This is a genomic window from Agrobacterium tumefaciens str. B6 (assembly GCF_001541315.1).
GTDB lineage: Bacteria > Pseudomonadota > Alphaproteobacteria > Rhizobiales > Rhizobiaceae > Agrobacterium > Agrobacterium radiobacter.
In genome coordinates this window covers 489,894-512,151 of sequence record NZ_LMVK01000012.1, presented here as the reverse complement: position 1 = coordinate 512,151, position 22,258 = coordinate 489,894, and the positions used below count along the sequence as shown (strand labels likewise).

Genomic DNA, 22,258 nt, shown 5'->3' with positions numbered 1-22,258 from the left:
GCGATCACAGAAGCCACCGGTACGGGATGTTGCCGGACAATCAAACGACAGTTCGCCTCAAACCTCGAACGTGCCCGACGCCACACGCACCGCGTGACCACCGATGCGCGCGCGGGCTATTTCGTTGTCCTTGATGTCCATACGCAGATGGATGTGGGACGGTCTTTCCATCTCCACGCCCTGCTCTATCAGGAGCGGATGATGGCCGTCCGTCAGCCCGTCAAAATGGTGGATCGCGCCGGACAGGGCGGCGGCGGCGGAACCGGTTGCGGGGTCTTCCGAAATGCCCATATCCGGGGAGAACATGCGGGCGTGGAACTTTGCCGCGTGATTGACGCCGCCGCGACAGTAGATATAGGCCGCCGCCAGGCGTCCCTCGACCAGCGGCGCGGTGCGCAGCCACAGATTGGCGTCGAAATCCATGTCCCTGATAGCGGCGATATTGTGCAGCGGCACGAGCAGGAACGGCACACCTGCTGTCCAGATAGACGGCACATGATTCTCAAAGCCGAGATGTCCTTCGCTGACGCCGAGCGCATCGGCAAGCGCGGTGTGATCGAGCGGCAGGTCAACTCGGGATGATTTGCGCGGCAGGTCGAATTCCGCGAAGCTGACGGCTCCCGCGCGCATCTTCACCGCGCAACGCACCGGCCCCACCTTCTCCTCCAGCACGCAGACCATATCGATGTCGTCATCACCCTCGCCGCGATTTCGCTCGGCGATGGCGACTGCGGCGCCCACCGTCGGATGGCCGGCAAAGGGCAATTCGCCTGATGGCGTGAAGATGCGCAGCGAAGCCGCATGCGCCGGGTTGGGGGAGCCGTTAACGAAAACCGTCTCGGAGAGGTTCATTTCCCGCGCAATCGCCTGCATCGTGGCTTGGGAAAGATCATCGGCGTCATACATGACCGCCAGCGGATTTCCCGCCATTTTCGTCTCGGTAAAGACATCATAGATATCGTAGTTCAGCGCCACATCCGTCTCCTGCCACTCGTCATTCCGGCTGCCTTGGCAAACTGCATCAGGCCGTCCCGCATCGCAACCCTTGTCGGTGGGCGCAAATCAAGAAGCTGTGGACCGGAGCGGTGCGGTCCGCCTCCAGGGAACGCCTGCGTCTGCGAAAGGCCTTGTCGCCAGCCGCCGTCTTCATGTACCAAGGGTGCGTCTGGCGGCATGTTATCCACCTCCTTGTTGAGGTTTAAAGATTTCAAGCCGCTTCAACAGGTTACAGTGCCTTGCTCGGACCGGCCCGGTCTGCGCCGTTGTCGAGGGAAGCGAATGTCGCATTCTACCTATTCACTGTCCTTCGTCGCCTCCGCAACAGAGGAGGCGCAGACGGCGCTGAAAGAGCTGAAAGGCATTTACGGCGATACGCCGTTTGCAGAGGCGGAGGTGATCGTTGCACTCGGCGGCGATGGCTTCATGCTGCAGATTCTCAACGAGACGATGAATTCCGGCAAGCGTGTCTATGGCATGAACCGGGGGTCCGTCGGCTTCCTGATGAATGACTACCGGGTGGAGGGCCTGCTCGAGCGCATCGCGGTGGCGAGCGGCAATGATTTTCACCCCCTGCGCATGACGACGACGGATTCCGACGGCGACGAGTTTACCGCTCTCGCCATGAACGAGGTCAGCCTGTTTCGCCAGTCCCATCAGGCCGCCAAGCTTCGTGTCGAGGTGGATGGCAAGGTGCGGCTGGAAGAGCTGATCTGCGACGGCATGATGGTGGCGACCCCCGCAGGGTCGACAGCCTACAATTTCTCCGCCCATGGACCGATCCTGCCGCTGGAATCGCCGCTTCTGGCGCTCACCCCCGTCAGTGCTTTCCGCCCACGGCGCTGGCGCGGCGCGCTTTTGCCGAATAAGGTAACGGTCGACATTCATGTTCTGGAACGCGACAAGCGCCCGGTGAACGCGGTGGCCGACCACACCGAGGTGAAATCCGTTCGTCACGTTAGGATCGCACAATCGCAGGACCGGACGGCCAGAATTCTCTCGGATCCGGATCGTTCATGGTCGGACCGGGTTCTCGCCGAACAGTTCAACAATTGACGCCCACAATCGATAATGGCCATGCAATTGACAAGACCTATCCTCGCTGCTTTCCTTTTCGCCGCCGCCGTGCTTCCTGCGCGGGCGCAGACGGAAGCGATCGACGCCCTGCCGGTTTCGGCAATCTTCGTCGTCAGCAGCGGCATGTGGGAAGATCGGAATCTTGAGCCGGTGAAGGGCCCAGACGGACAGTTGCGGCCGCCGCCTGCCTCGCCCACACGCGGTTATTACAAGGTCATCGCCATCCGCCAGGGCGACGGCACGGCGAAAATCTACCTGCAGCGCATCGTCTTTACCGCCGATGGGCCGAATCTCCTCGAAAATATCGAGCTGGAGGAATTCAGCCAGATGAAATCCTATGTCACGGATATTCGTCCTGAAAGCTCGAATGGCGCGCCCGCTTCGCCCGGCCTGTTCGTGACCGTTTATCTGAAAACGGACCCGATGAGCAAGGAAGCGGAAAGCTGGACGATCCTGATCGACGAGCTGGGTGAGATGAAGATCGAAAAAGCTTCGAACTGATTGGACCGGATACGCGGCCGGGCAAGGTTATGCTTCCAGTGCCTCCGGCCCGGCAAGAACCGCTCCAAAATGATGCTTCCATAATCTTGCACCGAGTCCACCACTGCGGTCGAGACTGGAGCCCACCGTCAGCCATGGCAACAGCGTGGGATGCAGCCCCACATCAAAAAGGGCAAAACCAGCGGCCAGCACGCAGGTATCAGCCTGAATGCCGCAGACAAGCACCCTGTCGAGTTTCAGCGACAGGAGATAGTCGATGACCTCCTGTGGAGGCGCATAACCGTGTTTGATGAATATGCGATCTGCCGCAACAAGCGACTCGTCATGCCTGCCCGGCTTCCAGCCTAGTTGCCGCTCGAAGGGCGTCACGCTTTCATCATGACGCTCGACGGTGGCAATGCTGGGCATGGTCAGGGCGAGTGCGGATATTTCCGCCACCAGCGCAGCCGGCGGATTGAAGCTCGGCTGGACGTCGACGATATAGAGCGCCTGTTTCATGCTAGTCCTCCAACGAAAAACCCCTCACAATGGGTTTGCGAGGGGCAATTTTCCAGTCGACGCGCCGGACGCCTTAATCGATATCCGAGACTTCCACATCCGCGCCGCCGCTGATGCGGTGGGCGAGTGCGGCTTCCATGAATTCGTTCAGGTCGCCATCCAGCACGTTGCCGGGTGCTGTACTTTCCACGCCGGTGCGCAGATCCTTGACCAGCTGGTAAGGCTGCAGAACGTAGGAACGGATCTGGTGGCCCCAGCCGATATCCGTCTTGGACGCGGCCTGGGCGTTTGCCGCCTCTTCCCGCTTCTGCAGCTCCACCTCATAGAGGCGGGCGCGCAGCATGTCCCACGCCTTGGCGCGGTTCTTGTGCTGCGAACGCTCCTGCTGGCAGGCAACGGCAATACCGGTCGGAATATGCGTGATACGCACGGCCGAGTCTGTCGTGTTGACGTGCTGGCCGCCCGCACCGGACGAACGATAGGTATCGATACGGCAATCGCTCTCATTGATGTCGATCTGGATCGAATCGTCGACGACGGGGTAAACCCAGACGGAAGAGAACGATGTGTGGCGACGCGCATTGCTGTCATAGGGCGAAATACGAACGAGGCGGTGCACGCCCGATTCCGTTTTCATCCAGCCGAATGCATTGTGGCCCTTGACGAGGATCGTCGCGGACTTGATGCCGGCTTCTTCGCCGTCGTGAACTTCGAGAACCTCGACCTTGAAACCTTCGCGGTCGGCCCAGCGGGTATACATGCGCAGAAGCATGTTCGCCCAGTCCTGGCTTTCGGTGCCGCCGGCGCCGGAATGCACTTCGACATAGGTGTCGTTGCCATCGGCCTCGCCTGAAAGCATGGCTTCCACCTGGCGGCGGTTCGCCTCGCTCTTCAGCGCCTTCAGGGCATCTTCGGCGTCCTTGACGATCTCGTCATCGCCTTCCATCTCGCCGAGTTCGATCAGCTCGATATTGTCGCGGAGCTGCTGCTCCAGCGCCTTGACGCCGTTGATGCTGTCATCCAGCTGCTGGCGTTCGCGCATCAGCTTCTGGGCCTCAGTGGCATCGTTCCAGAGGGTCGGGTCCTCTGCCTTGTTATTCAACCAGTCCAGCCGTCTTATCGCCTGGTCCCAGTCAAAGATGCCTCCTCAGCAGGCTTATGGCCTGCTTGATTTCGTCGACTACGTTCACGATTTCATTGCGCATTTCGCTGGTTCTTCACCTTCATTGAAACTCGTTGCTCAAATAAATGCGGGGGGCGCGGATGTAAAGCCCCGCCCCCCCGCCAAACGTCAGGACTAATGTCAATAAAGACCGCCGCCACCGCCGGTGATGGCCTGCTGCGCCTGCGGCGAGGTCTTCAGAATGTCTTCCTGCGACATGTATCCGTCATCGCCAATGACAGAGAAGGTGGAAGCGGGACCCGTGCCCGGCTTGAAGGCTTCCATGATGGTGTCCGGCTCGCCCTCGACCGCCGCCATGCCGGTCTTGCGGTTGACGGCGACGAAGTTCATGCCAGCAGGCACGATGAACTTGCTCGGTTCCATGTGCTTGGCCGCATCGGCGATAAATTCACCGAAGATCGGTGCCGACAGCGAACCGCCGGTACCGCCGCGACCGAGAGGTGCGGGCGAATCGAAACCGATATAGAGGCCGGCAACCATGTCCGGCGTGTAACCGACGAACCAGGCGTCCTTTTCATCATTGGTGGTGCCCGTCTTGCCGGCAACCGGCAGATCGACCTTGATCTTGCCCGCCGCCGTGCCGCGCTGCACGACGCCTTCCAGCATAGAGGTCGTCTGGTATGCCGTCATCGGGTCGAGAACCTGTTCGCGATTGTCGACGATGACAGGCTCGTCCTGGTTCTGCCAGCTGGTCGCGTTGCAGCCCTCGCAGGCGCGCTCCTCGTGGCGGAAGATCGTCTTGCCGTAGCGGTCCTGAATACGGTCGATCAGCGTCGGCTTGATCTGCTTGCCACCATTGGCGATGACCGAATAGGCAGAAACCATGCGCATGACGGTCGTTTCGCCCGAACCGAGCGACATGGACAGAAGCGGCGGCATCTTGTCGTAAATGCCGAAGCGCTCGGCATATTCCGCGACCAGATTCATGCCCATATCCTGCGCCAGACGCACGGTCATGAGGTTACGGGATTTTTCAATACCGAGACGCAGGGTCGAAGGCCCGGCGGACCCCCCGCCGTAATTCTGCGGCTTCCAGACCTGATTGCCAGATACCACCTCAATCGGCGCGTCGAGAATGACCGAGGCGGGCGTATAGCCGTTGTCGAGCGCGGCCGCATAGATGAACGGCTTGAAGGAGGAGCCGGGCTGGCGCATGGCTTGCGTCGAGCGGTTGAATTCCGACTGCGCATAGGAGAAGCCGCCGACCATCGCCAGAACACGGCCGGTATGCGGGTCCATCACCACCATGCCGCCCTGCACTTTTGGCGGCTGGCGCAGGCGATATTCATTGCCGGAGCCGGAAAGCGGCTGTGCATAAACGACGTCACCCGCGGTCAGGACACCGCCCGGCGACTTGGCGGTTGCTCTTTTGCCGCTTGCATCACGGAAAGCCCAGCGCATGTTTTCAGCAGAGATATGGCCGCGCGTGCGCTTGTCGCCATCTTCCGCATCGGGATCGGCCTGGACGCCGATATCGACGCCATCGTTGGCAACCGCGAGCACGACCGCGACCTTCCATTCCGGAACGTCCCGGAGACCCTTGACCTTGGCCAGCGCCGCCGTCCAGTCGCCGGCCGTCTCGATCTTTTCCACCGGTCCGCGGAAGCCGCGGCGCTCGTCATATTGCACAAGCCCGTCCTGAAGCGCCTTGCGCGCCTCCATCTGGATTTGCGGGTCGAAAGAGGTACGAACCGAGAGCCCGCCCTCAAGAAGCGCTTCCTCGCCATATTTCTCGACGATCTGGCGGCGGACTTCCTCGGCGAAATAATCGGACGCGAAAATATGCGCGCCACCGCGGCGCAGGTTGACGCCGAGCGGCTGCTTCTTCGCATCAGTGGCGTCGGCGACGGTGATGTAGCCGTTTTCGGCCATACGGTCGATCACCCAGTCGCGGCGCTCGAGCGCAGCCTTTTCACGGCGGATGGGATGATAGTTGTTCGGTCCCTTCGGCAGCGATGCGAGATAAGCGGTCTCAGCAATCGTCAGTTCCGTTACAGACTTGTTGAAATAGGTAAGCGCCGCACCGGCGATGCCGTAGGAATTCAGGCCGAAAAAGATCTCGTTGAGATAGAGTTCAAGGATCTTGTCCTTGGAATAGGTCTGCTCGATGCGGAAGGAGAGAATGGCTTCCTTGAGCTTGCGGTCAATGGTCTGGTCGTTGGTCAGAAGGAAGTTCTTCGCCACCTGCTGGGTGATGGTGGATGCGCCGACCGGACGACGGCCGGAGCCGACATTCTGGAGATTGACGAGAATGGCGCGGCCGAGACCGAAGATGTCGACACCGGGGTGGTTGTAGAAATTCTTGTCTTCGGCGGACAGGAAAGCGGCCTTCACACGGTCGGGAATGGCCTGGATCGGCAGGAACAAGCGCTTTTCATGCGCGTATTCCGCCATCAGCGCACCGTTGCCGGCATGCACGCGCGTCGTTACCGGCGGCTCATAGGTGCTCAGAACTGCGTAATCCGGCAGGTCCTTCGTCACGCCGTGCAAATAAATCGCACCGACGACGGCGGCGCACAGGAAGAGCACGCTGGCCAAGCCGAAAAAATATCCAATCAGTCTGATCATACCAAGCTACCGATAATTCGAATCGTAACCATCAACGCCCGACGATTTACGGGCGCATCCTTGCATATCGCGTGCCGTTTTGCACACCATACCTTCGATGACAAGCCGGATACGGCAGCATTCGCTGATATGTTACCGGGCGGCAGGCCCGCAATCGCGTTGCGGACGCTTGCGGATCGCCACCGAATCCGCGCTTCGAGTAACGCGGCGAATGTGAGTAAAATAGGGCTTCGCCTCCGCAATCGTCCGCAAGACCCAAGAATTGAACAGCTTTTCGGCGGTCAATGGCAGGGAGGCAACAGCATCGTCGCTCCGCTGGTTCCCTTCTCAGCCGCCGTTCGCCATGGCCTTGGCGCGGTATCGCCCGACGGCCGTTGCCAGCGTATCGGCCACCTTCTTGCGCCATTCCCCATCGAGAAGCAGCTTTTCGTCTTCCGCATTGGAGAGGAAACCGAGTTCCAGCAGCACAGACGGCACGTCATGAGCGCGCAGCACCATAAAACCGGCATAACGGTGCGGATTGTTGATGAGGCCCACCTGCCCCTCGAAGGATGAGACGATGTTTTCGGCGAGCGTCACCGAAAAGGCCTGAGTTTCGCGGCGGGTGAAATCGAGAAGAATATCGGCGACCTCCGGCGGCTCGCTGGAGGCCGCAACACCCGCAATCTGGTCGGACTTGTTTTCGCGCTCCGCCAGTTCCTGCGCCTGCCGGTCCGACGCCCGGTCTGACAATGTATAAACGGTCGCGCCGCGGATACCCTTTTGCTTCAATGTATCCGCATGCAGCGATATAAAGAGGTTGGCATTGTTCTGGCGGGCAATCGTCACCCGTTCGGACAGGGCAAGGAATGTATCGGAATCGCGCGTCAGAAACGCCTTGATGCCGGGTTCGCGGTTCAACCGTTCCGCGAGTTCCTTCGCAAAGGTCAAAGTGATGACCTTTTCCTCGGTGCCCGTCGTGCCGCCGGTGGCGCCGGCATCGATGCCGCCATGACCGGCATCGACCGCGATGACAAATTCCGCAGGACGCGATGTCTTGTCGTCAGGCGTGATCGCGGCAGTCGTCACCGGGGCGGGCGCCTGCCATTGCTGATCCTTCACCAGCTCCGCGAACTTGCCCTTGGTGGTGATCTCGGCATCGAGCACGAAACGGAAAGATTGCCCGTCGTCAGCCTTCTTCGTTTCGGCAACAGTCACCTGTACCGGCTTTTTCGCCGTCAGCACGATGCGGGCGCTGTTCTGGCCCATGGTGCCGAAGCGGATATCCGAGAAAAGACCTGTTGGCTTGAGGTCGGATGTGGGGAAAGCGAAATTCACCGCGGGAAAGTCCACGACGATGCGCGCGGGCGAATCGAGATAGTGAACGTCGAATTCCGGCTCTTCCGCAAAATCGAGAACGATGCGCGTGCGCGCCTCATCACCGATGATACGCGCCTGATGGGCGACAAGCGGCTCCACGGCATGGGCTGCCGGCACGACGGAAACAGAGGCGGCGACGGAAAATGCCAGAGCCGCCAAAGCCCGCGCGATTCGCGCGCCAAGCCGCCCTGCCCCGCCTGATATCGCTGCGTTGCGCGTGAAATCCATGGTCCTCAAGAAATTCCGTATGTCAGTCATTTTCGATAAACGGCGCGGAAAAACGCCGGCAACAGTGCCGTTTCAACCACGCCGTACGATAGTTTGCGCGTTTGCGCCCCACAATCGCAGGCCTTGGTGAACCAATTGTTAACCCGGAAATTCCACCAATAATATGGCATATTTAGCCAGCCTATTGCTATTATGACAGAGAAAACATACAACACGGATGAGGGTTAAAAGTGTTGACGGGATAGATGCCCGCCGGCTGCCAATCGGAAAAGACGCTGGCGCTGCAAAACGGGCAATCATCTGCCGTCGTTACATTTATCCTGAAACTGGATCAATTCCGGCCGTGGCCGGAGACCTACCCGGTGGCGCTGCCACCGCTGCTCTGAGGAGAGCAAATTCATCGGACCCCAAGGGGTCTATATATTATTGTCGTTCCGCCTGGCCAATGATGTCGCAGCAGTTTTCACATGAACCGGATACCAGGAGCAGGCCAAATGCCTCGCCGTCGGTCCGGATGCTGCCAGTTTACAGAGGCCCGGCTGGAGACTTCATTTCCGGCACATCCTTGCACTCATATGAAAGGCTCGTCCGTGTGGCGGGCCTGTTCTCGTATAAAACAAGGCTGCGCCGAGGAGCACAGCTTACATGGCAGACAAAATGCTTATCGACGCCTCCCACGAAGAGGAGACACGCGTAGTCGTTGTCCGTGGGAACCGGATCGAAGAATTCGATTTCGAATCGGAGCACAAAAAACAGATCCGCGGCAATATCTATCTTGCCAAGGTCACTCGCGTTGAGCCCTCCCTTCAGGCGGCCTTCGTCGATTACGGTGGAAACCGTCACGGCTTTCTCGCTTTCGCGGAAATCCATCCGGATTATTACCAGATCCCGCTTGCCGACCGTCAGGCTCTCCTGAAGGCAGAAGCCGAGGATCATCGCCGCAGCGACGACTTCGAATCCGCTGATGCACCCGAGCCCGGCGCCCCCATGATCGACCTTTCGCAGGTGGATCAGCCGGATGTCGGCATTGTTTCCGCCAGCGAAACCACTGAAACGGTCGTCGTGGAAGAGACTGCGTCCGTCGCTGAAGAGGTTTCCGAGGAAACCACCGTCGAGGCCGTAGCCGTGGAAGCGCCCGCCGAGGAAGAAAAGCCGAAGAAGCGCCCCCGCCGCCCCCGCGCGAAGAAGAAGACCGCCGAAGAAGAAGCCGCAGCAGCCGAGGCCGCCGAAGCTTCTTCCGAAGACGACGGCAGCACCGGTGGCGAAATGGCCGCCATGGTCGATACGGACACGATTTCCGAAGAAGTCGAGGGTCTTCGTCGTGGCAATGACGATGATGACGACGATGATGACGATCATCACGAAAAGGAAGTGATCGAATCCGTCGGCGCCGAAGACGCCATGGAAGAAGTTCCGGATCGCGTCGCCCGCAAGCCGCGCAAGCAGTATCGCATTCAGGAAGTCATCAAGCGTCGCCAGATTCTTCTGGTGCAGGTGGCCAAGGAAGAACGCGGCAACAAGGGTGCTGCACTCACCACCTACCTGTCGCTTGCCGGCCGCTATTCCGTGCTGATGCCGAACACGGCACGCGGCGGTGGTATTTCCCGCAAGATCACCCAGCCGACCGACCGCAAGCGCCTGAAGGAAATCGCGCGCGATCTGGAGGTTCCGCAGGGCATGGGCGTCATTCTGCGTACCGCAGGCGCCAACCGCACCCGCGTCGAAATCAAGCGCGACTTCGAATATCTGATGCGCCTGTGGGAAAACGTCCGCACGCTGACGCTGAACTCCACGGCCCCCTGCCTCGTTTATGAGGAAGGCTCGCTCATCAAGCGTTCGATCCGCGACCTTTACAACAAGGATATAGGCGAGATCATCGTTTCGGGCGAAGAAGGCTACCGTGAAGCCAAAGACTTCATGAAGATGCTGATGCCGAGCCACGCCAAGGTGGTTCAGCCTTACCGCGACATTCATCCGATCTTCTCGCGCTCCGGTATCGAAGCCCAGCTCGACCGGATGCTGCAGCCGCAGGTCACGCTGAAGTCCGGCGGTTACCTCATCATCAACCAGACGGAAGCGCTTGTTTCCATCGACGTCAACTCCGGCCGTTCGACGCGCGAGCATTCCATCGAGGAAACCGCGCTGACGACGAACCTCGAGGCTGCGGAAGAAGTGGCGCGCCAGCTGCGCCTGCGCGACCTTGCCGGTCTTGTCGTCATCGACTTCATCGACATGGAAGAAAAGCGCAACAACCGCTCCGTCGAGAAGAAGCTCAAGGATTGCCTGAAGAACGACCGCGCCCGCATCCAGGTCGGCCGCATCTCGCATTTCGGCCTTCTGGAAATGTCGCGCCAGCGCATCCGCGCTTCGGTGCTGGAATCGACCACGCAGGTCTGCCAGCATTGCGGCGGCACGGGTCATGTCCGCTCGGAATCCTCCATCGCCCTGCATGTTCTGCGCGGCGTCGAGGAATATCTGCTGCGTAACACCACGCATAACATCACGGTGCGCTGCACGCCGGAAACGGCGCTTTACCTGCTCAACCACAAGCGCGGCACGATCGTCGATTATGAAGGCCGCTTCGGCGTGTCTATCATCATCGCTGCTGACGCCGGCGTCGGCGCGCAGCATTTCGCCATCGACCGTGGTGAAGCCGTCGAAAATCCGGTGAAGATCGAAAGCCTCATCCAGATGCTGCCGAGCTTCGTGGAAGAGGAAGACGATTTCGTCGCCGAGGTGGAAGAGGACGAAGACGAGGAAGAAATCGTCAAGGCGCAGACCTCCGAGCCACGCCAGCAGCAGCCACAGGGCGACAATAGTGAAGAAGGCAAGCGCAAGCGCAAGCGTCGTCGTCGCCGTCGCGGCAAGGGTGGCCAGGGCGACCAGAACGGTGCGCTCGACGCCCAGTCCGGCGATGCGGAAGGCGATGATGCCGAAGGTGACGACGATGGAATCGAAACCGATGAGGCCGATGCTGAAAACGAAAACGGTGCAGCGGACGCAGTAGGTTCCGAAGAGGATGGCAAGCGCAAGCGCCGCCGTCGCGGCAAGCGCGGTGGACGCCGCAACCGTGCGGAAGACGAAGCTCTTGATGCTGCCGGCTCGGAAGCTGAAGGTGAGAGCGAAAGCGAAGAGGTTTCCGTTGAAGCATCTGTAACCGAAGAACCGACCGCCGCCGCCGCGGTGGAAGGTGTGGTTGCCGAGGTTGCGGAAGAGGAAGTGCCGAAGAAGCCACGCCGCACCCGCAAGGCGAAGGTCAAGACTGAAACCGAGGAAGCGCCGAAAGCTGAAGCCGTTGAAACGGTGGAGCCGGTGATCGTCGAGGAAACAGTCGCCGAGGTCGCGGTTGAAGAAGCTGGTGAGGCTTCGGCCGATCTGGCTCCGGAAGCGGAAGCACCGGCCACGGAAGAAAAAGTCCGCGCCAACCGGGGCAGCAATGTCTCCAGTTCGGAGCCGGTGGTAACCTCGTCTTCGCCGAACCCCGATGGCGACGAGCCGAAGCCGCGCAAGGGCGGCTGGTGGCAGCGCAAAGGCTTCTTCTGAGAGAAGAAAGACTGAATGAAAAACGCCCGCAACATCGTTGCGGGCGTTTTGTTTTGTCGATGCAAAGAACGGGCGTTTTCTTGAGCCGCTGAGATTTCCTCATTCCTGTGCTTGTCACAGGAATCCAGTCGACGCGCGTACGCGTGGCGGGAGAGTCCTTTCAGCCCAAGGACTTGGGCTGGCTGGATCCCTGTGACAAGCACAGGGATGAGGGTTGGGAAGGCCAGCCCGTCAAACAGACCGCGTCAGGCCACCATCAACCCGGATATTCTGGCCGGTAATATACCCCGCCCCTTCCGACGCGAGGAATGCTACGGTGGCGGCGATTTCCTCGCTCTTGCCGTAACGCTGCATCGGCACGGCCTCTCGGCGTTCTTCCGTGGCCGGCAGACTGTCAATCCAGCCGGGTAGCACATTGTTCATACGCACGTTGTCGGCAGCGTAAGTATCGGCAAATATCTTGGTGTAGGAGGCAAGGCCGGCGCGGAACACGGCGGATGTCGGAAACATGCTGCTCGGTTCAAAAGCCCAGGCCGTCGAGATATTGACGATCGCGCCCGCCTTTTGCTTCACCATGACGGGCGCGATGATACGCGTCGGGCGGATGACGTTCATCAGATAGACATCGAGGCCCGTGTGCCATTGCTCGTCGGTAATGTCGAGAATGGAGGCGCGCGGGCCATGCCCGGCGCTGTTCACCAGCACGTCGATGCGGCCGAATGTTTCGAGTGTCCTGTCCGCCAGCCGCTGGAGATCGTCATTGGACTGGTTGGAACCGGTGACCCCGATACCGCCCAGTTCCTTTGCCAGCGCCTCTCCCTTGCCGGAGGATGACAGGATCGCCAGTTTGTAACCGTCCGCGGCCAGCCGTTTCGCCACAGCTGCGCCCATGCCGCTGCCACCCGCCGTTACAATCGCCACTTTTTCTGCCGACATCGTTTTTCTCCATTTCCAGGCCTGCATCCATAAACTGCCCCATCTATAACGGGTTTCAACGACGAGTTCGAACCAGAAAGGCTTGGAGCGGCGTGCAGAAAAACTGATGCTGGAAATGTCAGCCTGACACACTCCCCTCTGCCGGATGTGCTACCCGGCTGTCGGCTGGTGCCTCCTCCCTGTCCTGCAAACCGTAGTCGCGTATCACATGCGCGATGCGCAGGCGATAATCGGAAAAAACACCGGACCGGCCCAGCGACTGCGCGGTGCGATGCGGCAGGGTATTGCGCCATGCTTTCACCGCCTCCTCATCCCGGAAAAACGACAAAGACAGCATCTTTTCCGGATTGCTGATGCTCTGGAACCGTTCGACGGAGAGGAACCCATCAATGGTTTCGAGTCCGGCCCGCAGGCTGGCGGCGATATCGAGATAATGCTGTTTTTCGCCGTCGGCCGGCCAGACCTCGAAGATGACGGCGATCATTGCCCGCCTCCGGCATGCGGGGCGGAAGCGAGACGGAGAAACAGCCGGTCCTCGCGGCGGATGAACTGCTCGCGCCGGGCGAATTCATAATTTTCCCGCCCGGCCGGATCGGCGGCAAGACGCGCCCTGTAGGCTTCGTAAGCGGCGAGGTTTTCGATGTTGTAAACACCATAGGCGATCGTGCTCGATCCCTCCTTCGGCGCGTAATAACCAATGAGATCGGCGCCGCAGCGTGGGATCGCCTCACCCCAGTTGCGGGCATATTGTTCGAAGGCATCGACCTTGAAGGGGTCGATCTCGTAGCGGATGAAACAGGTCAGCATCGTCACTCTCCTTGTGTTCTGCCGCATCTTTTTACGCTATTGCCTCGCATCAATGCTTCGGTTATCATCGAAGTATGAAAGACGGACCTCTCATCGCCAACGTCGCTGCCCTGATCGGCGACCCTGCCCGCGCCAATATCCTGACGGCGCTGATGGATGGGCGCGCGCTCACCGCAAGCGAGCTTGCGGAAGCCGCTGGTGTAACCCTGCAGACCGCGAGCGGGCACCTGTCCAAACTCTCAGAAGCACAATTATTGAAGGCGGAAAAACAGGGGCGGCATCGTTACTTCCGTCTGTCAGACGAGGATGTTGCACAGGTTCTGGAAGCGCTTATGGGCCTTGCCCAACGCACAGGGGCAATCCGCGTCCGCACCGGACCGAAGGACAAGGCTCTGCGTGAAGCGCGCATCTGCTACGACCATCTGGCCGGAGAAAGCGGCGTGGCGCTGCTTGCCGCTATTACCGCGAAGGGGCTCGTGACGTTAGGTGATGATCCTGCCCTGACGGATAGCGGACGCGACTTCTTCTCGAGCTTCGGCATCGACCTTTCGCCACTGGAAAAGGCGCGCCGCCCGGTCTGCCTGCATTGTCTTGACTGGAGCGAACGCCGCCATCACCTCGGCGGCGGGCTTGGTGCGTCTCTTCTGGAAGCCATGCAGCAGCGTGACTGGCTGCGGCGCGGAAACGGCCGGGTGCTAACCTTCACCGCAAAGGGTGAAAAGGCATTCAACAGCACCTTTAGCTGCACACCCGCCTGATCTCCCCGAGCGGATGATCCGGGCTTATTTCAGCCAGCCGGCAATACGTCCAACGGCCTCGGCAATGTCAGACACGGAACCCGCATAGGAAATGCGCAGCGCGCGATGGCCTTCTTCGGGATCGAAATCCATGCCTGGCGTCGCCGCCACATCGATTTCCGCCAGCATGCGCTTGGCGAAATCCATGCTGTCGTTGGAGAAGCGGCTTGTATCGACATAGGCGTAAAAAGCGCCATCCATGGGCGATGCCAGCGGCAGGCCGATTTCCGGCAGGCGCGCCATCAGGAAATCGCGGTTGGTGCGATAGCTTTCCCTGTAGACATCCAGTTCCTCCGCCGCCGAAAAGGCTGCAGTCGCCGCAAGCTGCGAAAGTTCCGGCGGGGAAATATAGAGGCTCTGGGCCAGACACTCGACCGGACGGACGAGATTCTCCGGCAGCACCATCCAGCCAATGCGCCAGCCGGTCATGCAATAATATTTGGAAAAGGAATTGATGATCACGGCATTATCGGTGATTTCGAGCGCGCTCGTCTCTTCGCCGACGAAGGTCAGACCGTGATAGATTTCGTCGGAAATGAAAGCCATGTCGCGGCTTTCGCAATAGCTCGCCAGCCGCTTCAGCGCCTCGCGGCCGGTGACTGTGCCAGTCGGATTGGCCGGGCTTGCCAGAAGCACGCCCTTCAGCTTGCAGCCGGCTCTTGTTTCCGCGCGTTCGAGGCTTGCCGGCGTCAGCGTATAACCGGTTTCGGCCGTGACCGGCACTTCCACGACATTAAGGCCGAGCGCCTTGAGAATATTCCGATAGGCGGGATAGCCGGGCCTCGCGATGGCGACATGGTCACCGGCATCGAAAAGGGTGAGGAAAGCGAGATTGAAGGCCGCAGACGAACCGGTGGTCACCGCGATGCGGCCCGGATCGATGGCGACCTGGTGGCGCAGCCGGTAATGGCCGGCGATCGCCTCACGCAATTCGCGCAGGCCGAGCGCATCGGTATAACCGATCCGCCCGTGTTTCAGCGCGGCCTCAGCGGCTTCGAGCGACGCTTTCGGCGCGGGATGGGAGGGCTGGCCGACCGCCATGGAAATGACGGGGCGTCCCGCCTGCCTGCGCCTGTTCGCTTCCGCCAGAATATCCATGGCGTGAAAGGGTTCGACTGCGCTCCGCTTCGACATCGTGATCAAGGGCATGCTCTTTCCTGAACCGTATTTCAGAGACTTGCCGCAGAATCACAATCTTCACAATCATGCGATCATAATGCGGACAAGTATTTTTGCCGTATGGCATTTGGCTTAAAGTAAGGTAATTGCCTTCATAAGATTTCAAGAGGCTTCGGCCGCACAGAATGAGGACCGATATGGCGCATTTTCTCCGTTCCACCCTTCTCGCCAGCGTGACGGCCCTTTCGACGGTATTCGCCTCCCTGCCCGCCCATGCGCTCGATGAGCAGCAGAAGAAGGAAATGGGCGAGTTCATCAAGCAATATCTCATCGAGAACCCGGAAATCATGCTCGAGGTTCAGGATGCGCTTGAACGCAAGCAATATGCGACGCGTAACGCCAAGGCGGCGGAAGCCGTCGCCGACAACAAGAAGGCCATCTTCGAATCGAAATTCGATCTGGCGCTCGGCAATCCGGATGGCGACGTCACGCTGGTCGAGTTCTTCGATTACAATTGCGGTTATTGCAAACGCGCCATGGCTGACATGGATAAAATCCTGAAGGGCGACAAGAAGGTGCGCGTCGTCCTTAAGGAGTTCCCGATTCTGGGACCGGAATCGGTCGCCGCGCACCGCGTTTCCAACGCCGTCAAACTGCTTGCTCCGGCCAAGTACCCCGAGTTCCAGCGCACCCTGCTCGGTGGCCGCGGACGGGCGAATGAAGACAGCGCCATGGAAGTCGCGACCTCGCTCGGTCTCAAGGAAGCCGACATCCGCAAATCGATGGCGGAAAACCCCAATGACGAGCAGGTGCAGGAGACTTACAAGCTGGCAACCAGCCTCGGCATCACCGGAACGCCGTCCTATATCGTCGGCGACGAAGCGGTTTTCGGCGCGGTCGGTGCCGACCCGCTGAAGGAAAAAATCGCCAATATGCGCAGCTGTGGAAAAGCCACCTGCTCCTGATTGCTAAAAAAGCCACTGCATTCCCTGTGAGATGCCCGCCAAGCGGGCTGTTTACGGCTTGCGGGGGCTTTTCCTTGACGTCTGCGCAGTCTATAGGTGTCGCTGATTTTCTTATGGAAACGTGAATGAGCAACATCATCATCGTCATCAACGGCCCCAATCTCAACATGCTGGGAAAAAGGGAACCGGGTATCTATGGTGGCAAGACGCTGAAGGACATCGAGAATGATTGTCTTGCGGCCGGTGCCGATCTCGGTTTCGCAGTGGAATTCCGCCAGTCCAACCACGAAGGCGTGCTGGTGGACTGGTTGCAGGAGGCGGGCGAGCGGGCGGCGGGCGTCGTCATCAATCCCGGCGCCTACAGCCACACGTCGATCGCGTTGCATGACGCCATTCGCGCGATTTCCACGCCCGTCGTGGAAGTGCACATTTCCAACATCCACGCCCGGGAAGAGTTCCGTCACAAATCGATGGTATCACCCGCGGCGAAGGGCATGGTCTGCGGTTTTGGACCATATGGATATATCATGGCGCTTCACGCGCTGAAAAACATCACGGCATAAAAAGAAACAAAGAATAGGGTTTGTCATGTCTGAAAAGAAACAGGGTATCGACAAGGAACTGATCCGCGAGCTCGCGAATATCCTCAACGATACCGACCTTTCGGAAATCGAAGTGGAGCAGGAAGACCTGCGCATCCGCGTCTCCCGCGCCGCTCCCGCTCCCGCCACGGTCTATGCTGCAGCGCCCGCCGCTTATGCGCCGGCACCTGCCCCGGCCGCCGCGCCGGCAATGGCCGCACCTGCTGCTCCCGCAGCGGCAGCAGCACCGGCCCGTAACCCGGCCAACACCGTGTCCTCGCCGATGGTCGGCACGGTCTATCTTTCGCCTGCCCCGGGCGCACGTCCCTTCATCGAAGTGGGCGCGACCGTCAAGGAAGGCCAGACCATTCTCATCGTCGAAGCCATGAAGACCATGAACCAGATCCCGGCTCCCAAGTCCGGCAAGGTCGTGGAAATCGTCGTCAACGACGCTCAGCCCGTGGAGTATGGCGAAGCCCTCGTGGTCATCGAATAAAGGCGGTTCAGCATGGTTTCGAAGATCCTCATAGCCAACCGCGGCGAGATCGCGCTACGCGTCCTGCGCGCCGCGAAAGAGCTTGGCATTCCGACGGTAGCCGTACATTCCACGGCCGACGCAGACGCCATGCATGTGCGCCTTGCCGACGAAAGCGTTTGCATCGGCCCGCCGCCCTCGCGTGACAGCTACCTCAACATCCACCAGATCGTTGCGGCCTGCGAAATAACAGGTGCGGACGCGGTTCACCCCGGTTACGGCTTCCTGTCGGAAAATGCCAAGTTCGCCGATATTCTCGACGCACACGGCATCACCTTCATCGGACCGACCGCCGAACATATCCGCATCATGGGCGACAAGATCACCGCCAAGCAGACGGCGCAGGAACTCGGCATTCCCGTCGTTCCCGGCTCTGATGGCGAAGTGAAGCCTGAAAACGCGCTCGAAATTGCCCGCACGATCGGCTTCCCAGTCCTCATCAAGGCGACGGCGGGCGGCGGTGGTCGCGGCATGAAGGTGGCGAAGACCGAGGCCGATCTGGAAGAGGCGGTTGCGACTGCCCGTTCCGAAGCGGCAGCAGCCTTCGGCAACGACGCCGTCTACATGGAAAAATATCTCGGCAAGCCGCGCCATATCGAAGTGCAGGTTTTCGGCGATGGCGAAGGCAATGCCGTTCACCTTGGCGAACGCGATTGCTCGTTGCAGCGCCGTCACCAGAAGGTGCTGGAAGAAGCCAATTCGCCGGCTTTGACCGTCGAACAGCGCATGAAGATCGGCGAAATCTGCGCCGACGCCATGCGCAAGCTGAAATATCGCGGTGCAGGCACCATCGAGTTCCTTTATGAAAACGGCGAGTTCTATTTCATCGAAATGAACACCCGTCTTCAGGTGGAGCATCCGGTCACGGAAGCGATCACCGGTATGGATCTCGTGCAGGAACAGATCAGGGTCGCTTCGGGCCAGGGTCTGTCGGTCACGCAGGCTGATATCGAATTCCATGGCCATGCCATCGAATGCCGTATCAACGCCGAAGACCCGCGCACCTTCGTTCCCTCGCCGGGCACGCTGACCTATTTCCATACGCCGGGCGGTCTTGGCGTGCGCGTCGATTCGGGCGCCTATCAGGGTTACAAGATCCCGCCCTATTACGACAGCATGATCGGCAAGCTGATCGTTCACGGCCGCGACCGTGACGAGTGCATCCGCCGTCTGCGTCGGGCGCTGGACGAGTTCGTCGTCGACGGCATCAAGACCACGCTGCCGCTTTTCCAGGACCTCCTCGAAAACGAGGATATTCTGAAGGGCGATTACGACATTCACTGGCTGGAGAAATACCTGGCCGGTGACGCGTCTCACTAAGACGCCATGGTTGGGCGTCGCAGTAGAAACAACGGCATAACGGTCGATATTCTGCTGCGCGCCTATTCCGCCGGCCTGTTTCCCATGGCCGATTCGGCTGACGATCCCGAGCTCTTCTGGGTCGAGCCGGAGATTAGGGGTATCATCCCCCTCACCTCCTTCCATATTTCCAAAAGCCTCGCCAAGGCGATGCGCAGGAAGCCGTTCGAGATACGCTTCAACACTGCCTTCGAAGCTGTCATGGCCGGATGCGCGGCGGAAGCGCCAGATAGACCAAGCACGTGGATCAACGCCACCATCCGCCGGCTCTATACCGAGTTGCACCAGATCGGCCATGCGCACAGTGTCGAGGCATGGGAGGGCGAAGAGCTTGTCGGCGGGCTTTACGGCGTCTCGCTTGGCGCCGCCTTCTTCGGCGAGAGCATGTTTTCCCGCCGCACCAATGCATCGAAGATATGCCTCGTACATCTGGTGGAGCGTTTGCGGCAGCAGGGATTTACGCTGCTCGACACGCAATTTACGACCGAACATTTAAAGACATTCGGGGCAATCGATATTCCAAAGTCGGAATATGCAACGATACTGGAAGCGGCTGTCGATAGGCCGGATGTGCCCTTCGAAAATTTGCCTGCGCAAGAAAATCCACGCTGAAAACAACCTGAGATTTTGCTTGCAACCCTCAAAAACATGACTTATCCGGTCATGATATTTTATTCATCGGGGGTTGGTCATGCGCGGGATTGCGGCCTTGTTATTGATGCTGACGCTGGCGGTGAATGTCACCGCTGCTGAACAGCTCCCGAACCCGCTGGCCGCCTGGCGAAACGAAGTTTCCCGAGCCTTGACGGGCACAACCGGCCGCCCGGAATTCAAGGTCGTGCGGACAAACAAGCGGCAGGTCCTCCTTGTTACTTTCCGCGTTGACCCGGCGGGGAAAATACAGGCCGTTCAAGTCAAAAACGTAAGGGATAGCACCTATCAAACCCGAACGGCCGTGAAGAGGGCATTTTCTGAAATCAGATTCCCCTCACCTCCCGCTGGCGATCGACCAAATAAGTTCACCGTGCCGATCGCGATTGACCCCGAACTGACGCGGGAAGAAATGATCGAACAATTGGAAAGCAAAAGCAAAGCCCTGGCCGATTTGGCGGAGAAGCTCAGACGCCAGAAATAGGCACGGTCGTCGGTTAAATTACTTGCTTGCCGTAGAGGGAGCAGGAACTTCCGAGTCCTGCTTGCAGCCTGTCAGCCACACGTCGTAGATCGGGTGTTCCACGGCATTGAGACCGGGGCTGTCGGCGAACATCCAGCCCGTGAAAATCCGCTTGATCTTGCGATCAAGCGTGATCTCATCGACCTCGATAAAAGCGTCGATCTTCTGGGTTTCCGTCTGGTCGCGGGAATAACAGACCTTCGGCGTCACCTGAAGCGCGCCGAACTGCACAGTCTCATCGATATAGACATCAAAGGAAGTGATGCGGCCGGTGATCTTGTCGATGCCGGAAAACACGGCGACGCGGTTCTCCAGACGGGCGGCGGAGACAGGTGACACGAGGAGAACAGCAGAGACCGCCGCAAACAGCGACACTGTCAGCGCACGCAAAGAACGATCCCGCGTGATTTTCCTCATATAGTGGTCTCCAAAATTTGCCTGTGTCGCGATGCCGACCGGATCAACGCCTAAGGGCGGAATGTGGCAAAAACCGGTGAGGCCAGATGCAAGCGCGGTGTTTTGCACAACACCGCGCATCACAAAAGCTTAGTTGCCAGGGGTCCAGGCGTCGTAGTCGCCGGTCACACGCGGGCGCTCGCCTGCCACCGCCAGCGATCCCTGCGGGCGATAGGCTTTTGACGAACCGGTCAGATTCGGCTGGTGCGGCTTCTGCCATTCGCGCGCAACGTAGCTTTCCTGGCTTGGCGGCACGTCGGTGCGGTAATGCATCCAGCCATGCCAGCCGGGCGGAATGGCGGAAGCTTCGGCATAACCATTATAGATCACCCACCGGCGCGGCATGCCCCAGGAGGTGGTGCCGCCTTCGTAATAGGTGTTGCCCAACTCGTCCTGCCCGACCTTCTTGCCGAAACGCCAGGTGTGAAACCGCGTTCCGATCGTCTGGCCATTCCACCAGGTGAAGATTTGCGTCAGGAGAGTCTTCATTATGCGTTCCTCGGGCTTGAATGCGCCGCAGCGATTTTCCGTGCACGGCACAAGACATGCTTATGCCGCCCCTCACAGCAATTGTCCAGCATTTCAAGATATATCCGTGCTATTTCAGCTTCATCCTGAAGCCCAAATGCCGCTTCTCGAAACCCAGCCGCTCGTAGAAGCGGTGCGCGTCCAGCCGGGCCATGTTGGACGTCAGTTGCGCGGCGTTGAGGCCCTGACGGCGGGCTTCTTCCAGGCAATGATTGATCATCACCGCGCCGATACCGCGACCGCGCATGTCGGCGCGCGTCTGCACCGCCTCGATCACCATGGACTTTGCCCCTCGCCCGACGAGCTTGGTCAGGATCGCCGTCTGGAAGGTGCCGACGACCTCGCCATCCAGTTCCGCCACATAGAGCGTTTCGCTCGGCGATGCCTCAATGGCGCGGAAGGCTGCAAGATAATCCGGCTGCGCCGATTCTTCGGCCGTATCGCCATGGCCGCCAATCTCGTCTGCGGCAAAAATGGCGGCAAGGGCGGGAAGGTCGTCCTCGCGCGCCATGCGGATAATGAGATTCTGCAATGTCGCATTCATCGGGTCAGGCTCTTTTCCATAACGATGCCGGGCAGACCCTCGATGCCCGCCATGCGCTCGATTCGGTCTACCTCGACAAATCCGACGCCTTCATAAAAGGCGATTGCGACAGTATTTTTAGGCTCGACTTCAAGCCGCATGATTTCCGCATCCGGAAAGCAGGTTTCCAGTTCCGCGAAGAGATCACGGCCGACGCCCTGACGCTGAAGGTCGGGCGCGACGTAAAGCTGGTGCAGCAGGGCCGTCTTCGCCATCTTGGAGGACATGGAGCCATAGGCCATGCCGCCAATCCGCTTGCCGTCATCAGCCACCAGAAACTCGCCGCCCTTTTTCTCGATACGGTCCTTCATGGCCTGCGGCGAATGCCATGCGAGGATCAGCTGGTTCACCTTGTCGACGCCATAGATCGCATCATAGGTCGCGTGCCATGTCGTGGCGAGCAAGGTGCGGACCGGCTCGATGTCCCGCAGACTTGCCGTGCGGATGAAAAACATGTTTGGGCTC

General features: G+C 59.6%; 23 protein-coding genes. 10 read left to right on the top strand and 13 right to left on the bottom strand.

All coding sequences use genetic code 11. From position 1 onward, the window contains the following. Nucleotides 1-57 precede the first annotated feature (57 nt). Nucleotides 58-975 carry a PhzF family phenazine biosynthesis protein gene (locus tag ASB65_RS12660; protein WP_060724122.1) on the bottom strand — a complete coding sequence of 306 codons (918 nt, stop codon included), beginning with the start codon at nt 973-975 and terminating at the stop codon, nt 58-60. A 303-nt stretch (nt 976-1,278) separates the two neighbouring features. On the opposite strand from ASB65_RS12660, the gene ASB65_RS12655 reads away from it, so the two are divergent. Together ASB65_RS12655 and ASB65_RS12650 are read left to right on the top strand one after the other, a co-directional pair. Further along, nucleotides 1,279-2,052 (top strand): NAD kinase, encoded by a 774-nt coding sequence (locus ASB65_RS12655; protein WP_003502514.1) that lies wholly within the window; start codon nt 1,279-1,281, stop codon nt 2,050-2,052. Nucleotides 2,053-2,073: 21 nt separating this feature from the next. Then, a complete protein-coding gene (locus ASB65_RS12650) occupies nt 2,074-2,574 on the top strand; it encodes a hypothetical protein (protein ID WP_026364079.1) in 501 nt (166 codons plus the stop codon). 27 nt (nt 2,575-2,601) lie between these two features. Here the strand turns inward: ASB65_RS12650 and ASB65_RS12645 are convergent, their stop codons facing one another. From ASB65_RS12645 to ASB65_RS12630, 4 genes are all read right to left on the bottom strand, one after another. Continuing rightward, the gene (locus ASB65_RS12645; RefSeq protein WP_003502511.1) at nt 2,602-3,072 is read right to left on the bottom strand and encodes a cysteine hydrolase family protein; all 471 of its coding nucleotides are present in this window, start codon (nt 3,070-3,072) and stop codon (nt 2,602-2,604) included. A 73-nt stretch (nt 3,073-3,145) separates the two neighbouring features. Continuing rightward, nucleotides 3,146-4,277, bottom strand: a protein-coding gene (prfB, locus tag ASB65_RS12640) for a peptide chain release factor 2 (protein WP_099085460.1) whose coding sequence is annotated in 2 segments (ribosomal slippage) — nt 3,146-4,207 and nt 4,209-4,277 — 1,131 coding nt in all. Because the reading frame shifts where the segments join, the coding sequence is not laid out codon by codon here. Nucleotides 4,278-4,375: 98 nt separating this feature from the next. Continuing rightward, nucleotides 4,376-6,823 carry a penicillin-binding protein 1A gene (locus ASB65_RS12635; protein ID WP_060724121.1) on the bottom strand — a complete coding sequence of 816 codons (2,448 nt, stop codon included), beginning with the start codon at nt 6,821-6,823 and terminating at the stop codon, nt 4,376-4,378. Between the two features lie 327 nt (nt 6,824-7,150). Then, a complete protein-coding gene (locus tag ASB65_RS12630; RefSeq protein ID WP_003502504.1) occupies nt 7,151-8,410 on the bottom strand; it encodes an N-acetylmuramoyl-L-alanine amidase in 1,260 nt (419 codons plus the stop codon). A 645-nt stretch (nt 8,411-9,055) separates the two neighbouring features. Here ASB65_RS12630 and ASB65_RS12625 point away from each other — a divergent pair. Continuing rightward, a complete protein-coding gene (locus tag ASB65_RS12625; protein ID WP_060724120.1) occupies nt 9,056-11,953 on the top strand; it encodes an Rne/Rng family ribonuclease in 2,898 nt (965 codons plus the stop codon). 231 nt (nt 11,954-12,184) lie between these two features. Here ASB65_RS12625 and ASB65_RS12620 read toward each other — a convergent pair whose 3' ends face one another. From ASB65_RS12620 to ASB65_RS12610, 3 genes are all read right to left on the bottom strand, one after another. Next, a complete protein-coding gene (locus ASB65_RS12620; protein WP_003502501.1) occupies nt 12,185-12,889 on the bottom strand; it encodes an SDR family oxidoreductase in 705 nt (234 codons plus the stop codon). A 118-nt stretch (nt 12,890-13,007) separates the two neighbouring features. Next, nucleotides 13,008-13,373 carry an antibiotic biosynthesis monooxygenase family protein gene (locus tag ASB65_RS12615; protein ID WP_060724119.1) on the bottom strand — a complete coding sequence of 122 codons (366 nt, stop codon included), beginning with the start codon at nt 13,371-13,373 and terminating at the stop codon, nt 13,008-13,010. Beyond that, on the bottom strand, nt 13,370-13,696 hold the full coding sequence (locus ASB65_RS12610; RefSeq protein ID WP_003502499.1) for an NIPSNAP family protein: 327 nt from the start codon (nt 13,694-13,696) through the stop codon (nt 13,370-13,372). The genes ASB65_RS12615 and ASB65_RS12610 overlap by 4 nt, the downstream gene beginning before the upstream one ends. 74 nt (nt 13,697-13,770) lie before the next feature. Between ASB65_RS12610 and ASB65_RS12605 the strand changes: the two genes are divergently transcribed. Continuing rightward, nucleotides 13,771-14,454: an ArsR/SmtB family transcription factor gene (locus tag ASB65_RS12605; RefSeq protein ID WP_003502498.1), complete on the top strand. Its 684-nt coding sequence runs from the start codon at nt 13,771-13,773 to the stop codon at nt 14,452-14,454. Between the two features lie 24 nt (nt 14,455-14,478). Here the strand turns inward: ASB65_RS12605 and ASB65_RS12600 are convergent, their stop codons facing one another. Then, a complete protein-coding gene (locus ASB65_RS12600) occupies nt 14,479-15,636 on the bottom strand; it encodes a pyridoxal phosphate-dependent aminotransferase (RefSeq protein WP_060724201.1) in 1,158 nt (385 codons plus the stop codon). A gap of 173 nt (nt 15,637-15,809) precedes the next feature. On the opposite strand from ASB65_RS12600, the gene ASB65_RS12595 reads away from it, so the two are divergent. From ASB65_RS12595 to ASB65_RS12570, 6 genes are all read left to right on the top strand, one after another. Next, a complete protein-coding gene (locus ASB65_RS12595; RefSeq protein WP_003502496.1) occupies nt 15,810-16,577 on the top strand; it encodes a DsbA family protein in 768 nt (255 codons plus the stop codon). A gap of 125 nt (nt 16,578-16,702) precedes the next feature. Further along, nucleotides 16,703-17,140, top strand: coding sequence for a type II 3-dehydroquinate dehydratase (gene aroQ / locus ASB65_RS12590; protein ID WP_003502495.1), 438 nt, complete (start codon nt 16,703-16,705; stop codon nt 17,138-17,140). Between the two features lie 25 nt (nt 17,141-17,165). Then, nucleotides 17,166-17,654: an acetyl-CoA carboxylase biotin carboxyl carrier protein gene (gene accB, locus ASB65_RS12585; protein WP_003502493.1), complete on the top strand. Its 489-nt coding sequence runs from the start codon at nt 17,166-17,168 to the stop codon at nt 17,652-17,654. 12 nt (nt 17,655-17,666) lie between these two features. After that, nucleotides 17,667-19,013 carry an acetyl-CoA carboxylase biotin carboxylase subunit gene (gene accC / locus ASB65_RS12580; RefSeq protein WP_003502491.1) on the top strand — a complete coding sequence of 449 codons (1,347 nt, stop codon included), beginning with the start codon at nt 17,667-17,669 and terminating at the stop codon, nt 19,011-19,013. Nucleotides 19,014-19,019: 6 nt separating this feature from the next. Continuing rightward, nucleotides 19,020-19,664 carry a leucyl/phenylalanyl-tRNA--protein transferase gene (gene aat / locus ASB65_RS12575; RefSeq protein ID WP_003502489.1) on the top strand — a complete coding sequence of 215 codons (645 nt, stop codon included), beginning with the start codon at nt 19,020-19,022 and terminating at the stop codon, nt 19,662-19,664. Nucleotides 19,665-19,743: 79 nt separating this feature from the next. Continuing rightward, nucleotides 19,744-20,187, top strand: a complete 444-nt coding sequence (locus ASB65_RS12570) for a hypothetical protein (protein ID WP_060724118.1) — start codon at nt 19,744-19,746, stop codon at nt 20,185-20,187. A gap of 18 nt (nt 20,188-20,205) precedes the next feature. Here ASB65_RS12570 and ASB65_RS12565 read toward each other — a convergent pair whose 3' ends face one another. From ASB65_RS12565 to ASB65_RS12550, 4 genes are all read right to left on the bottom strand, one after another. Continuing rightward, a complete protein-coding gene (locus ASB65_RS12565) occupies nt 20,206-20,643 on the bottom strand; it encodes a DUF2155 domain-containing protein (protein ID WP_026364075.1) in 438 nt (145 codons plus the stop codon). A gap of 129 nt (nt 20,644-20,772) precedes the next feature. Further along, nucleotides 20,773-21,171, bottom strand: coding sequence for an NADH:ubiquinone oxidoreductase subunit NDUFA12 (locus tag ASB65_RS12560; RefSeq protein ID WP_004441414.1), 399 nt, complete (start codon nt 21,169-21,171; stop codon nt 20,773-20,775). A 109-nt stretch (nt 21,172-21,280) separates the two neighbouring features. Beyond that, nucleotides 21,281-21,754 carry a GNAT family N-acetyltransferase gene (locus ASB65_RS12555; protein WP_003502481.1) on the bottom strand — a complete coding sequence of 158 codons (474 nt, stop codon included), beginning with the start codon at nt 21,752-21,754 and terminating at the stop codon, nt 21,281-21,283. Next, nucleotides 21,751-22,248: a GNAT family N-acetyltransferase gene (locus tag ASB65_RS12550; protein ID WP_003502479.1), complete on the bottom strand. Its 498-nt coding sequence runs from the start codon at nt 22,246-22,248 to the stop codon at nt 21,751-21,753. The genes ASB65_RS12555 and ASB65_RS12550 overlap by 4 nt, the downstream gene beginning before the upstream one ends. Nucleotides 22,249-22,258: the final 10 nt, after the last annotated feature.